The sequence below is a fragment of the Bradyrhizobium sp. OK095 genome, assembly GCF_900109945.1.
Taxonomy (GTDB): Bacteria; Pseudomonadota; Alphaproteobacteria; order Rhizobiales; family Xanthobacteraceae; genus Bradyrhizobium.
The window spans coordinates 33,362-46,969 of the sequence record NZ_FOBX01000009.1; the positions used below are offsets into that span (position 1 = coordinate 33,362).

Annotated in this window: 12 protein-coding genes; 7 read left to right on the forward strand and 5 right to left on the reverse strand. The window is 63.1% G+C overall.

The window, feature by feature from the left end:
- Positions 1-5: 5 nt before the first annotated feature.
- Positions 6-1,385 (reverse strand): LLM class flavin-dependent oxidoreductase, encoded by a 1,380-nt coding sequence (locus BMW89_RS23365; RefSeq protein WP_092029379.1) that lies wholly within the window; start codon positions 1,383-1,385, stop codon positions 6-8.
- 264 nt (positions 1,386-1,649) lie between these two features.
- Between BMW89_RS23365 and BMW89_RS23370 the strand changes: the two genes are divergently transcribed.
- From BMW89_RS23370 to BMW89_RS23395, 6 genes are all read left to right on the forward strand, one after another.
- On the forward strand, positions 1,650-3,035 hold the full coding sequence (locus BMW89_RS23370; protein ID WP_092029380.1) for a M20 family metallopeptidase: 1,386 nt from the start codon (positions 1,650-1,652) through the stop codon (positions 3,033-3,035).
- 114 nt (positions 3,036-3,149) lie between these two features.
- Positions 3,150-4,061, forward strand: a complete 912-nt coding sequence (locus tag BMW89_RS23375) for an amino acid ABC transporter substrate-binding protein (RefSeq protein ID WP_092029381.1) — start codon at positions 3,150-3,152, stop codon at positions 4,059-4,061.
- Positions 4,062-4,190: 129 nt separating this feature from the next.
- Entirely contained in the window at positions 4,191-4,922 is a 732-nt protein-coding gene (locus tag BMW89_RS23380; RefSeq protein ID WP_092029382.1) for an amino acid ABC transporter permease, read from the forward strand.
- Positions 4,923-4,926: 4 nt separating this feature from the next.
- Complete coding sequence (locus BMW89_RS23385; RefSeq protein WP_092029383.1) at positions 4,927-5,619, forward strand: amino acid ABC transporter permease; 693 nt, start codon at positions 4,927-4,929, stop codon at positions 5,617-5,619.
- 12 nt (positions 5,620-5,631) lie between these two features.
- The gene (locus tag BMW89_RS23390; RefSeq protein WP_092029384.1) at positions 5,632-6,363 is read left to right on the forward strand and encodes an amino acid ABC transporter ATP-binding protein; all 732 of its coding nucleotides are present in this window, start codon (positions 5,632-5,634) and stop codon (positions 6,361-6,363) included.
- Between the two features lie 93 nt (positions 6,364-6,456).
- A complete protein-coding gene (locus tag BMW89_RS23395; RefSeq protein WP_092029385.1) occupies positions 6,457-7,317 on the forward strand; it encodes a D-amino-acid transaminase in 861 nt (286 codons plus the stop codon).
- 234 nt (positions 7,318-7,551) lie between these two features.
- Here BMW89_RS23395 and BMW89_RS23400 read toward each other — a convergent pair whose 3' ends face one another.
- The 3 genes from BMW89_RS23400 to BMW89_RS23410 form a co-directional block, all read right to left on the reverse strand.
- Entirely contained in the window at positions 7,552-8,013 is a 462-nt protein-coding gene (locus BMW89_RS23400; protein WP_092029386.1) for a carboxymuconolactone decarboxylase family protein, read from the reverse strand.
- Between the two features lie 29 nt (positions 8,014-8,042).
- Positions 8,043-9,659 carry an MDR family MFS transporter gene (locus tag BMW89_RS23405; RefSeq protein ID WP_092029387.1) on the reverse strand — a complete coding sequence of 539 codons (1,617 nt, stop codon included), beginning with the start codon at positions 9,657-9,659 and terminating at the stop codon, positions 8,043-8,045.
- 117 nt (positions 9,660-9,776) lie between these two features.
- The gene (locus BMW89_RS23410; RefSeq protein ID WP_092029388.1) at positions 9,777-10,958 is read right to left on the reverse strand and encodes an HlyD family secretion protein; all 1,182 of its coding nucleotides are present in this window, start codon (positions 10,956-10,958) and stop codon (positions 9,777-9,779) included.
- Between the two features lie 287 nt (positions 10,959-11,245).
- Between BMW89_RS23410 and BMW89_RS23415 the strand changes: the two genes are divergently transcribed.
- Complete coding sequence (locus BMW89_RS23415) at positions 11,246-12,154, forward strand: LysR family transcriptional regulator (RefSeq protein ID WP_092029389.1); 909 nt, start codon at positions 11,246-11,248, stop codon at positions 12,152-12,154.
- Here the strand turns inward: BMW89_RS23415 and iaaH are convergent.
- Entirely contained in the window at positions 12,149-13,573 is a 1,425-nt protein-coding gene (iaaH, locus tag BMW89_RS23420) for an indoleacetamide hydrolase (protein ID WP_092029390.1), read from the reverse strand. The two genes, BMW89_RS23415 and iaaH, sit on opposite strands and share 6 nt — an antisense overlap.
- Positions 13,574-13,608 lie beyond the last annotated feature (35 nt).

A 13,608-nucleotide genomic window follows, 5' to 3' on the forward strand; every position in this document is an offset into this window, starting at 1 on the left:
ACCCGCTACCCCTTCTTCCCCACCCGATACCCCGCCGCCGGATGCGGCGCGTCGAGCCGCGCACGCCCGTCACCGAACAGCTTCTCCCGCAGCGTGCCTTTCGCGTATTCCGGCTTGTAGCGCCCGCGCTGCGTCAGCTCCGGCACCAGCATGTCGGCGATGTCCTCGAAATCGCCGGGCGAGATCGCAAACGCGACGTTGAGGCCGTCGACATCGGTCTTCTCGAACCAATCCTCGATCTTGTCAGCGACGCTTTCGGGCGTGCCGACCACGACCGGGCCGGCGCCGCCGATGCCGACATGCTCGATGACGTCGCGCACGGTCCAGACGCGGTCGGGGTCGCCGCGGGTGACGTTATCGAGTGCGCTGCGGCCGGCATCGTTCTGGACGTGGCGCACCTGCTGGTCGAGCTCGTAGCCGGAGAAGTCGATGCCGGTCCATCCCGACATCAGGGCCAGCGCGCCTTCCGGGCTGATATGTGACCGGTAGTCGGCATGTTTCGCAGCCGCTTCGGCTTCGGTGTTGCCGAGGATGATCGTCATCATGTTGAACATCAGGATCTCGGCCGGGTTGCGGCCGAGCGCAGCGGCCTCCTGGCGGATCGCCGCGACGCGCGGCGCGATGATCTTGGCCGACGGCCCCGACATGAACACGCATTCGGCATGCTTGGCCGCAAACTGCCGGCCGCGCGGCGAGGTGCCGGCCTGGTACAGCACGGGCGTGCGCTGCGGCGACGGCTCGCTCAGATGGATGGTGTTGTTGATACGGAAGTTCGCGCTCTCATGATTGACGCGATGAATCTTTGTAGGATCGGTGAAGATGCCGCGCGCCCGGTCGCGCAGCACCGCGTCGTCTTCCCAGCTGCCTTCCCAGAGCTTGTAGACGACCTCCATATATTCGTCGGCGATGTCGTAGCGGTCGTCGTGCCCGGTCTGCTTCTCCTTGCCGGCGCCGCGTGCGGCGCTGTCGAGATAGCCGGTGACGACATTCCAGCCGATCCGCCCCTCGGTGAGATGGTCGAGCGTCGACATCCGCCGCGCGAACGGGTAGGGCGGCTCGAACGACAAATTGCTGGTGACGCCGAAGCCGAGATTCTTGGTCACCGCGGCCATTGCCGACAGCAGCAGCAGCGGCTCGTTCGACGGCGTTTGTGCCCCATTGCGCAAGGCTGCGTCAGGGCTGTTGCCATAGACGTCGTAGACGCCGAGCACGTCGGCCAGGAACAGCCCGTCGAAACGGCCGCGCTCCAGCGTTTTGGCCAGATCGATCCAGTAGGGCAGGCGGTTATATTCGGCGGTGCGGTCGCGCGGATGGGTCCACAGGCCCGGTGACTGGTGTGCGACGCAATTCATCGCGAAGGCGTTGAGCCTGATCTCTTTGGCCATGCTGGTCCCCCGGCGCCCTGTACTGAGCGCTCTTCGAATGATAGATGTGCGCCCCAATCTGGCGAAGTTCTTGCATATAACGCGACCTTGGCAAGGCCAAAAACAGCGGCGCTCCCGCTCTTGGCAAGCCAATCTCAAGAGAGCAAGAACGAATTCCCAAGAGAACTACAAGAGAACTACAAGAACTACCCAAGTCCCCGCCACTTTCGAAGGCTAGCCTGTCTCGGGTAAGGTCCTTCGTCCCAAAGCCTCGAAAAACAAATCATGACCAGAGCCGACGCCATCACCCGCGCCCGTGACGATTTCAAATCCGGCGCGTTCCTCGCTGAGCTCGACCGCCGCGTCGCCTTCAAGACCGAGAGCCAGAATCCGTCGCGTGGGCCCGAGCTGCGCGCCTATCTGGAACAGGAGATGATGCCCTCCTTCGCCGCGCTTGATTTCACCAGCCGCATCGTCGAATCCCCCAGCGGCAAGGCACCGTTCCTGTTTGCCGAGCATCACGAGAGCGCGTCCGCGCCGACCGTGCTGATCTATGGCCATGGTGACGTCGTCGACGGTATGGAGGGCGAGTGGCGCGATGGCCGCGATCCCTGGCGCACGACGGTTGCGGGCACGCGCCTCTACGGCCGCGGCACCGCCGACAACAAGGGCCAGCACAGCATCAACATGGCCGCGCTCCGCGCGGTGCGCGAGGCCCGCGGCGGCAAGCTTGGCTTCAATGCCAAATTCATCGTCGAGATGGGCGAGGAGATCGGCTCGCCTGATTTGGGCAAGGTCTGCGATCTCAACCGTGATGCGCTCAAGGCCGATTTGTTCATGGCCTCCGACGGGCCACGTTTGTCAGCAGATCGTCCGACGCTCTTCCTTGGCTGCCGCGGCGGCATCCGCATCCATCTGGATGTGAATTTGCGCGACGGCGGCCATCATTCCGGCAATTGGGGCGGCGTGCTCGCCAATCCCGCGACCATTCTGGTCAACGCGATCTCGACGCTGGTCGATGGCCATGGCCGTCTCCTTCTCGACGCGCTGAAGCCGCCACGGCTCACCAACCAGATCCGCAGCTATCTCGCCGATGTGCAGGTGGTGCCAACCGAGGACGAGCCACAGCTTGCGGAGAACTGGGGCGAGGAGGGGCTGTCGGCGGCCGAGCGGCTCTATGCCTGGAACACGCTCGAAGTGCTCGCAATGTCATCCGGCAATATCGAGAAGCCGGCGAACGCCATCCCCGGCAACGCCAATGCCGTGCTGCAACTGCGCTTTGTCGTCGGCACCAAGACCGACGGGCTGATCGACGCCGTCCGTGCGCATCTTGTCCAGAAGGGTTTTCCGATGGTCGAGGTGCGGGCGGCACAAAGCTTTGTCGCGTCGCGCACCGATTTCGACAGCCCCTGGATCAAATGGGCGGCGGATTCGGTGAAGGAGACCACCGGCAAGGTGCCGGCCGTTTTGCCGAATTTCGGCGGCTCGCTGCCCAACGACGTGTTTTCCGAGATTCTCGGCTTGCCGACGATCTGGGTCCCGCATTCCTATCCCGGCTGCTCCCAGCATGCGCCCAATGAGCACATCCTGCTGCCATTGACCGAAGAGGCCTTGACGGTGATGGCCGGGCTGTTCTGGGATCTCGGGGAATTGCCCAGACCTTTGACCTAAGCCCACTCACCTGAGCCCGTTAACCTGAGCCGTCATCCCGCCGAAAGTCACATTCTAATCCGGTCTGATTTGTGCTTGCATCCGGCCGCATCATCCTGAAAGGGGAACAAAAAAGTGAAACATTTCCGTCACATCGGCATCGCGCTCGCCGCGACCTTCGCCGTCAGCCAGGCAGGGGCCGAGGAGCTGACCGGCACGCTGAAGAACATCAAGGACACCGGCGCCATCACGCTCGGCTTCCGCGACTCCTCGATTCCGTTCTCCTATCTCGACGACAACCAGAAGCCCATCGGGTACGCGATGGACATCTGCTACAAGATCGTCGACGCCGTGAAGAAGGAGCTCAAGCTCGACAAGCTCGAGGTCAAGCTTAACCCGGTGACTTCGGCGACGCGTATTCCGCTGATGGCCAACGGTACCATCGACCTTGAATGCGGTTCGACCACCAACAACGCCGACCGCCAGAAGCAGGTCGCTTTCGCTCCCACACACTTCCTGACCGCCAGCCGCTATGTCTTCAAGAAGTCGAGCGGCCTGAAGTCGATCGACGATCTCAAGGGCAAGACGGTGGTCTCGACCGCCGGCACCACCAACATCAAGCAGCTCACCGAGGCCAACGTCGCGAAGAGCCTCGGCGCCAACATCATCCCGGCCAAGGATCATGCCGAATCCTTCCTGATGGTCGAGACCGATCGCGCAGTCGCGTTCGTGATGGACGACATCCTGCTCGCGAGCCTCGTCGCCGGCTCGAAGTCGCCGGACGACTATGTCATCTCCAAGGATGCGTTCTCTAAGCCAGAGCCCTACGGCATCATGCTGCGCAAGGACGACGCGCCCTTCAAGAAGGTGGTCGATGCCGCGGTTGGCGCGCTCTACACCTCCGGCGAAGGCCAGAAGATCTACGAGAAGTGGTTCACGGCCAAGATTCCGCCGAAGGGGCTGAACCTCAACAGCCCGATCTCAGCCGAGCTGAAGAACGAGTTCGCAAAACCTTCGGACTCGCCGAACCCGGACGACTATAAGTAAGATATAACCTCGATCCTGGGATCGAGACCATGTCCGGCCACTCTTGACACCAGAGTGGCCGGACATTTGCATAGGCGCCCAAGAGCTATTTGAAGACATCTGTGATTGGCGCGTTCGCGCGGGGGACACGTGAACTACCACTGGAACTGGGGAATTTTCTTCGAGCCGAACCCGATGGGGACCGGCAACTATCTCGACATGCTGCTGTCGGGACTGGCGCTGACCCTGAAGACCGCCGTGCTCGCCTGGATCATCGCGCTGATTTTCGGCACGATCGTCGGCGTGCTGCGCACGTTGCCAGCGAAGACTGCGTCCTGGATCGGCTTCTGCTGGGTCGAATTCTTCCGCAACATGCCGCTGCTGGTGCAGCTGTTCCTGTGGTTCTTCGTGCTGCCGGAATTGCTGCCGAAATCGGCCGGCACCTGGCTGAAGCAACTGCCGAACGCACCGTTCTGGACTGCTGCGATCGGCATCGGCTTCTTCATGTCGGCGCGCGTCGCCGTGCAATTGCAGGCCGGCATCGGCTCGCTGCCGCGCGGGCAGAGGATGGCCGCGACCGCGCTGGGCCTGACCACCGTGCAGGGCTATCGCTACGTGCTGCTGCCGATGGCGTTCCGCATCATCCTGCCGCCGCTGACCTCGGAGTTTCTCAACACCATCAAGAACACGGCGGTCGCGATCACCATCGGCCTGCTCGAGCTGACCGGACAGGCACGCTCGATGCAGGAGTTTTCGTTCCAGGTGTTCGAGGCGTTCACGGCCGCGACCCTGATTTATCTCCTCGTCAACGCAACTGTCGTGACCGCGATGCGCTTCCTCGAGCGCTACGTCGCGATCCCCGGCTACATCACGGGGAAATAGCATCATGTTCAGCAATCTTGATTTCGACGTCATCCGCCGCGCGCTGCCCTATCTGTTCTACGAGGGCATGACGTTCACGGTGACGCTGACGGCGCTCGCGGGACTCGGCGGCCTGATCTTCGGCACCGCGATCGCGCTGATGCGGTTGTCCGGCTACAAGGTGCTCGGCCGCATCGCCGGTCTCTATGTCGACTTCATGCGCTCGCTGCCGCTGGTGCTGGTGATCTTCTGGTTCTACTTCCTGGTGCCTTATATCGGGCAGTGGGTAACCGGTGCGTCGCGGCCGATCAGCGTTGGCGCATTCGCGTCCTCGCTCATCACCTTCATCCTGTTCGAGGCGGCGTATTTCTCCGAGATCATGCGCGCCGGCATCCAGTCGATCTCGCGGGGGCAGCCGGCTGCGGCCAACGCGCTCGGCCTGACCTACGCCCAGACCATGCGCTACGTCGTGTTGCCGCAGGCGTTCCGCAACATGCTGCCGGTGCTGCTGACCCAAACCATCGTGCTGTTCCAGGACACTTCGCTGGTCTACGTGCTCTCGGTTCCGGACTTCCTGGGCGCGGCGAGCAAGGTCGCGCAGCGCGACGGACGGCTTGTTGAAATGTATCTGTTCGCCGCAATCGTCTATTTCACCATTTCCTGCGTTGCGTCCTTCGGCGTCCGCCGCCTGCAGGCGCGCATCGCCATCATCCGGTAGAGTTCGTCGAACATGATCGAAATCAGCCACGTCAACAAATGGTATAGCCCGACCTTCCAGGTGCTGACCGACTGCACCACCAGCGTCACCAAGGGCGAGGTCGTCGTGGTCTGCGGCCCCTCGGGCTCGGGCAAGTCGACACTGATCAAATGCGTCAATGCACTGGAGCCGTTCCAGGAGGGCGACATCTCGGTCGATGGCACCAAGGTCAACGATCCCAAGACCAATTTGCCGAAACTGCGCTCGCGCGTCGGCATGGTGTTCCAGCACTTCGAGCTGTTTCCGCATCTCAAGATCATCGATAACCTTTGTCTCGCGCAGCAGAAGGTGCTCGATCGGTCGCGCGACAAGGCGGTGGCGAAAGCTGAGCAACTGCTGGATCGCGTCGGCCTGAAGGAGCAGGCGCAGAAGTTTCCCGCGCAGCTTTCCGGTGGCCAGCAGCAGCGCGTGGCGATCGCGCGCGCGCTCGCCATGGACCCGATCGTCATGCTGTTCGACGAGCCGACCTCGGCGCTCGATCCGGAGATGGTGAGCGAGGTGCTCGACGTCATGGTCGACCTCGCCCATGAGGGCATGACCATGATGGTCGTAACCCACGAAATGGGTTTCGCCCGCAAGGTCGCCAACCGCGTCATCTTCATGGACCGCGGCGAGATCGTCGAGGACGCGCCGAAGGACGACTTCTTCGGCAAGCCCCGCAGCGACCGCGCGCAGAAGTTTTTGTCGAAGATTCTGTCGCATTAATCGGCGCCCGGGAATGACGAATAGAGGGGTGCTTGGCGCCCCTGTTTCGCGTATAACCACGCCAAATCCGCCATTCCGCTCAGGAGACCTGCCTTGGACTCGATCGCCTACGTCAACGGCTCATTCGTCCCGCTCTCGGACGCGAAAATCTCGGTGCTTGATCGCGGCTTCCTGTTTGCAGACGGCATCTACGAGGTCTCGGCGGTGCTGGGCGGCAAGCTGGTCGACAACGCCTCGCATCTGGCGCGGCTGGAGCGTTCGGTCGGCGAGATCAAGCTCAAGCTGCCGGAGACGGTCGAGCGCATCACCGAGATCCAGAAGGAGCTGATCGCGCGCAACAAGATCGAAAGCGGCCTCGTCTATCTCCAGGTGACGCGCGGCGCCGACAAGGGCCGTGACTTCCCGTTCCCCAAGGGCGAGGTCAAGTCGAGCCTGGTGATGTTCACGTCCGAGAAGGACATCATCGGCTCCGCGGCAGCGAAGACCGGCATCAACGTGATCACGGTGCCCGACATCCGCTGGGAGCGCCGCGACATCAAGAGCGTGGCGCTGCTGGCGCAGGTGCTGGCGAAGCAGGCCGCGGCCGAAGCCGGCGCCGGCGAAGCCTGGATGCTGCAAGATGGCTATGTGACCGAAGGCGGCTCGTCCACGGCGTTCATCCTGACCAAGGACGACGTCATCGTCACCCGCCAGAACTCCAACGCGATCCTGCCGGGCTGCACGCGCAAGGCCGTGATCGCACTTGCCGAGGAGCGCCAGCTTCGCGTCGAGGAACGTTCCTTCACCGTCGCCGAGGCGCTTGCCGCCAAGGAAGCCTTCATCACCTCGGCTTCGTCGTTCGTGCAGCCGGTGGTCGCCGTCGACGGCAAGACGATCGGCGACGGCAAGCCCGGCCCGATGGCGACGCGGCTCCGCGAGATCTATGTTGAGTTCGCCAAGGCCACGGCGGTTTAGGAAGTTCTGCGAGTCGGACGGACTTTTCACTCGGCCAAATATTGCCTTGCCCTCACCCGGATCGCTGCGCGATCCGACCTCTCCCCGCAGAAGGGCGGGGAGAGGTTAAAAGCGCATCTCGATCAACTTTCCATTCCGTGAGGGACGCTGAACTCCCTCACTCCCTCGCCCCGTTCTTACGGGGAGAGGGTGGGGTGAGGGGCTGCCGCCACGGCTTCCGTCGCCGCGATCAGCTCACGCCACCGACGCCTTCACCTTCACCGGATGCACCGCGCGGAACGCGATCGCGATCCTGTTCCATGCATTGATGGCGCCGATCAGCATAGTCAGGTTCACCGTCTCCGCGTCGGAGAATTGCGCGCGGACCTGCGCGTAAACATCGTCAGGCGCATGCGTGTCTGCGATCAGCGTCACTGATTCCGTCCAGGCCAAAGCGGCGCGCTCGCGGTCGGTATAGAGCGGGGACTCGCGCCAGGCATTGAGCAGATAGATGCGCTGCTCGGTCTCGCCGCGCTTGCGGGCGTCCTCGGTGTGCATGTTGATGCAGAAGGCGCAGCCGTTGATCTGCGACGCGCGGATCTTGACCAGCTCGATCAGCGATTTCTCGAGACCCGTCGACTGGATCTGCTCTTCCAGCGCCATCAGCGCCTTCATCGTGTCGGGTGCGGCCTGGTAGAAATTCATGCGAGGTTTCATGGTGGTTCTCCTTTGCTGGGGGGGGCAGGTCAGTGGGCGCCACCGGCCGAGACGTGGCCGGGGTTCTTCAGGAAGAGGGAGGCGATGAAGGCGACGATCAGCGCGAGGCCGAGCAGATAGAAGGTGTCGCTGAAGGCGAGGATAAAGGCCTGCTTCTGCACGATATGGCCGATCGCGACATAGGCGCGATGCGCAGCGTCGGTACGATCGAGCACGCCGTGATTGACGAAATACTGCGTGAGCTGTTCCAGCCGCGTGCGGGTGGCCTGCTCGAACACCGAGACCGACTGCATCAGCACGTTGGAGTGATATTGTTCGCGCTTGGTCAGGAGCGTTTGCAGCACCGCAATGCCGATGGCACCGCCGAGGTTGCGCATCATGTTGAATAGGCCCGATGCGGAGCCGGCATTCTCCGGCTCGATCCCGGCCGTGGCGACGGCCGAGAGCGGCGCGAACACAAAGGCCTGTCCAATGGCGCGAACGACGTTGGGCCAGAACAGCTGATCCGTGGCGTAGTCATTCGTCATGTAGATGTTCATGAAATTGGAGGTGGCGAACAGCGCGAAGCCGATGCCGATAATGATCCGGGCATCGAAGCGCTGCATCAGCCGCGGCACGAGCGGGATCAGCAACAGCTGCGGCAAGCCGGTCCACGCCAGAACCATGCCGATCTGTTCGGCGTTGTAGCCCTGGATGCGCGACAGATAGACCGGCAAGATGAACACCGAACCGTACAGTGCGATGCCGAGCAGGAAGTTGGCGAGGATGCCGAAACCGAAATTGCGGCGAACCAGCAGGCGCAGGTTGAGGAGCGGTTTCTTCACCGTGAGCTCGATGATCAGGAACGCTGTCAGAGCCACGGCCGCGATCACCGACAGTCTCACGATGAAGGGCGAGCCGAACCAGTCGTCCTTGTTGCCTTCCTCCAGCACGGTCTGAAGCGCGGAGAGGCCAATCGCCATCGTCGCAATGCCGGCCCAGTCACCTTCACGCAGCAGCGACAACTTCATCGGCTTGGCTTCCAGCGAGACGAACAGCATTGCGATCATCACTGCGCCGGGCACGAGGTTGACATAGAAGATGTACTGCCAGCCCCAGTTCTCGGTGAGGTAACCGCCAATGGTCGGGCCGATCGCGGGCGCGAATGTCGCAGAGACCGCAAACAGCGCAAGTCCGACCGGCTGCTTCGCCTTCGGCAAGAGTGTGATGATCAGCGTGAAGGCCATCGGAATCAGGACGCCGCCGCTAAAGCCCTGCACGGCGCGGAGAACGATCATCTGCGGCAGGTCTTGCGCCAGCGCGCAGGCCGCGGAGAACACCAGAAACAAGGTCGCGTTGACGAGGAGATAGACCCGGATAGAGAACACTTGCGCGAGCCAGCCGGACAGCGGGATCACCACGATCTCGGCGATCAGATAGGAGGTCGAGATCCAGCCGCCGTCGTCGATGCCGGCACCGATCGCGCCCTGGATGTCGGCGAGCGAGGCGTTGACGATCTGGATGTTCAGCACCGCCATGAAGGCACCGAGTGTGGCGCCGATCACCGCGATCCACGTTTTTGCTGAAACCGCCGGTGTTGCGGGGGCAACAGGGGCTGGCAGATTTGCGGCGGATGCAGCGTTGAGGGTCGGTTGAAGCGTGCTCATGGAAGCCTCGTCTCTGGTATGGAGACAGGATGCATTAGGCGGATGGTTTCGATAATCGACGAAGTCTGGGAAGGATCATCCGGCAAGACTTGATAATCCTGCCGGCCCCTCCCGGCTTCAGCCGCCGTTCGGGCGGGACGAGTTGTCGGCGAGACGCTTGGTCGTCTCACGCTCTGCCAGCACAGTCGCCTTGGTGTCGACAGTCGGCACCGCCGACATGCCGGGCCGCAGCAGGCCGGTCAGGCTGTAATCGTCGAGCACGATCTTCACCGGGACGCGCTGCACGATCTTGGTGAAGTTGCCCGTGGCGTTATCAGGCGGCAGCAGTGCGAATTCAAGTCCGCTGGCCGGCGAGAGGCTGTCGACATGGCCGTGCAGCGTGCGATTGCGAAAACTGTCGACGTGCAGTTCGACCGGCTGGCCGGGACGCACATGCGTGAGCTGCGTCTCCTTGAAATTGGCGACCACATAGACCGCATCGAGCGGCACCACCGCCATCAATTGCGTGCCGGCCTGCACATATTGGCCGACGCGCAAGCTGCGGGCGCCGACCGTGCCGTCGACCGGGGCGGTGATCTCGGTATAGGACAGGTTCAACGCGGCCTGCTGCGCCACAGCGCGGGCGCGGTCGAGCTGGGCCGTGGCCTGGGCGCGCTGGGTGGTGAGCACGTCCACCTTGCGCTGCGCGGCTACGAGACCCGATTTGGCATGCTGCAATTGCGCGTTGCTGGCGCGCAGCGCCGCGTCGGTCTGCTGTGCGCGCTGGATCGTGCCGGAGCCCGACTTCATGAGGTCGTCGTAGCGGGCGCGCTCCTCCTGCGCGAATTTCAGATTGGCGTCGGCCGCGGCGACATCTGCCGTACTCTGCTCGATGACCGGCTGCTGCAGTTCGAGCTGGGCATCGATGTTGCGCACCGAGGCTTCGCCGGCGGCGACGTCGGCTTTGGCCTGGTCAAGCGCCGCCTTGAAGTCGCGGTCGTCGATCCTGGCCAGCAGCTGGCCCGCTTTGACCTTCTCGTTGTCGCCAACCAGCACCTTCGCGATGTAGCCGGAGACTTTTGGTGCGATGATCGTGGAGTCGGCCTTCACATAGGCGTCGTCGGTGCTCTCGAGGTAGCGGCCATTGGTCCAGTAGTCGTATCCGTAATAGACAACGGCTGTCGTGCCCAGGAGCAGCGCGAGCGCCAGAGCCGCGCGCCGGACCATGGCCCGGGCCGGGACAGTCGGTCGCGTCTTGGGGTAATCATGAGTGATTTCAGCTGCTTGCTGGAAATTCTCGGTGCGGGGCATCTCGGACATGGCAATCTCCTGTCGGCTTGGTGACACTATCGGTCTTTCCAGCTCGCTCGATAATTGGCGAAATGCCGGAAGGATTATCCATCAGGGGTGGATAGTCGGAGGCGTCTCCTTGGTTTTGATGTTCTAGCGAAACAGACCTGCGGCTGCCCCAGAGCGATTGCCGCGTCTGTCGCGCGATTGCTGTCAACGCGAGCGCCCCGCCGCGCATGTGGGACTGTGTGGATGATCTGATAGATAATCGGGGTGATTTCCTTGCGATTATCGATCGAAAGCGGATAATCAGGCGGATGGACCGATTGACCAGCCTCGAAGTGTTCAGCCGGGTGGTTGAAACCGGTGGCTTCTCCGCCGCAGCCCGCAAGCTCAACATGTCGACCACCATGGTGAGCAACCACGTTCAGGCGCTGGAGGACCGGCTCGGGGTGAGGCTGCTTCAGCGCACCACGCGCAAGGTCAACCTCACCGAGATCGGCAAGGCCTATTACGACCGCTGCATCCAGATCCTCGCCGATATCGAGCAGGCCGACGACATCGCCGGCGCGCTGCAATCAACGCCGCGCGGCACCCTGCGCATCCACACCGCCACCCACATGGTGCCGTTCGTGGCCCCGGTGATGGCCGAATTCCTCGCGACCTATCCGGAGGTCAAGGTCGATCTGCGCATGGGCGAGACCAATGTCGACCTGATCGAGGAGGGTTTTGATCTCGCGCTGCGCATGATCGCGCCGCCGGACTCCAGCCTGATCGTGCGAAGCCTTGCGACCTGGCGGCACGTGCTGTGCTGCTCGCACGCCTATATCGAGGCGCATGGGCGCGTCGAGAGGCTCGAAGAACTCGCCGAGCACAATTGCGTCCGCCACATCAACTATCCGTTCGACGAGTGGCGCTTCTTCGATCGCAAGGGCACGCCGGCCTCGGTGCGCGTCTCCGGCAATCTGATCACCAACAGCGGCGAAGCCCTGCGCGAGGCCGCGCTACAGGGGGCGGGCATCAGCCTCGCCGCCGGATTCCTGGTCGGCGAGGATCTCGATGCCGGCCGACTGGTGCGCCTTCTGCCGGAGTATCGGCCCGTGGAAATGTCGATGAACGCGGTCTATCCGCATCGCCATCATCTGTCGGCGAAGGTCAGGACCTTCATCGATATGCTCGTCCACCACAGCGCCGAGCAACAGAAGCTGATCAATCCGTATTCATGAGTGGCGCGGCGGCGGCAGCCGCCCGAACACGGCGTCGAGCGCCATGCCGATCGCGAGCAGGCGGCGATCGCTTCCCGCGGGGCCGTCCAGTTCGAGGCCAATAGGCAATTTGCTGGTGGCACCGAGCGCGATCGGAATTTGAATTCCGGGAATGCCGGCATTGCTGCCGGGATCGGTGTTCTGGATGAACAGGCCGAAATTCTCTAGCGTGCTGGACTCCGGGTTGGAAGGAATAGCGACGCGCGGCGTGGTCGGGAAGGCGATGGCATCGAGCCGGTTGTCGGCGAAAGTCTTGCTGTAGAGCACCTGAAGTGCGGGGCGCGCGGTCTTGATCGCTGCGTCGTAGATCGGCTTGGCGTCGAGCAGCGTGCCATCAGGGGCGGGTAGTTTGCGCGGGATCACCAGACCATCATAGGTGCCCTTCACGTCAGCGCTGGAGATCTCCTGCGCCAGCGCCTCGACGCTGAGGCCAGTGCCGGTATGCTTGAGATATGCGACCAGATCGTCATAAGCCTCGTACAGAGCAACCGGAAAGCTGACCTGACCGTTGATTTCAGGCAGTTGCGGCATCTCGATCTCGACGACCGTGGCGCCTTGCGCCTTCACTTTGACGACGGCCGCCTGGAACGCGGCGTCGGTGTCGGCGTCGAGATTGGTCAGCATCGCCTTCACGATGCCGATCCGCACCTGCTTCAGATCGGCCGGCGCAATGGCGTCGCCGCCCGCGATGACGCGATCGAGCAGCGCGACATCCGCCATGGTCGCGGCCATCGGCCCCGCGGTATCGCGGGTGTGCGAGATCGGCGCGATGCCGTCCTGCGGGTAGCGGCCGATAGTCGGGCGCAGCGAGGCGCATCCGTTCAGCGCGGCGGGCACCCGCACTGATCCGCCCGTGTCCGTGCCGAGCCCGCCCGCGACGATCCGTGCGCCGATCGCAGCGCCCGTGCCTGACGAGGAGCCTCCGGCGATCAGCGAGCGATCATAGGCGTTGCGCACGCCGTACTCGGCGCCGGTCTTGAATGCGGTGTTGTAGCCGGAGATGCCGAAGGCGAGCTCGTGCATGCTGGTCTTGCCGATGATCACCGCGCCAGCGGCCCGCAGTTTTGCCACGACGGGCGCATCCGCTTTCGGGACGTAGCCTTTCAGTGCGGGCGTTCCGGCGCTGCACGGCAGTCCCGCGACTTCGATGTTGTCCTTGATCACGATGGGCACGCCGCCAAGCGGTTTTGTCTTGTCGCCTGTCGCGTCGAATGCGGCTGCGGCCTTCAGGGCGCCGGCCTCGTCCAGGGTGACGAACGCGTTGAGGTCGGCATTGGCTTTGGCGCGGGCAATCGCTTCCATGGTGAGCGAGCTGCTCGTGGCTTTTCCGGCGCGGAGGTCGGCTACGGCCTGGGTCAGGGTCAACTGGTCGAAATCCATGATGCGCCACCTGATTGCGGAGGCGCCAACAGGGC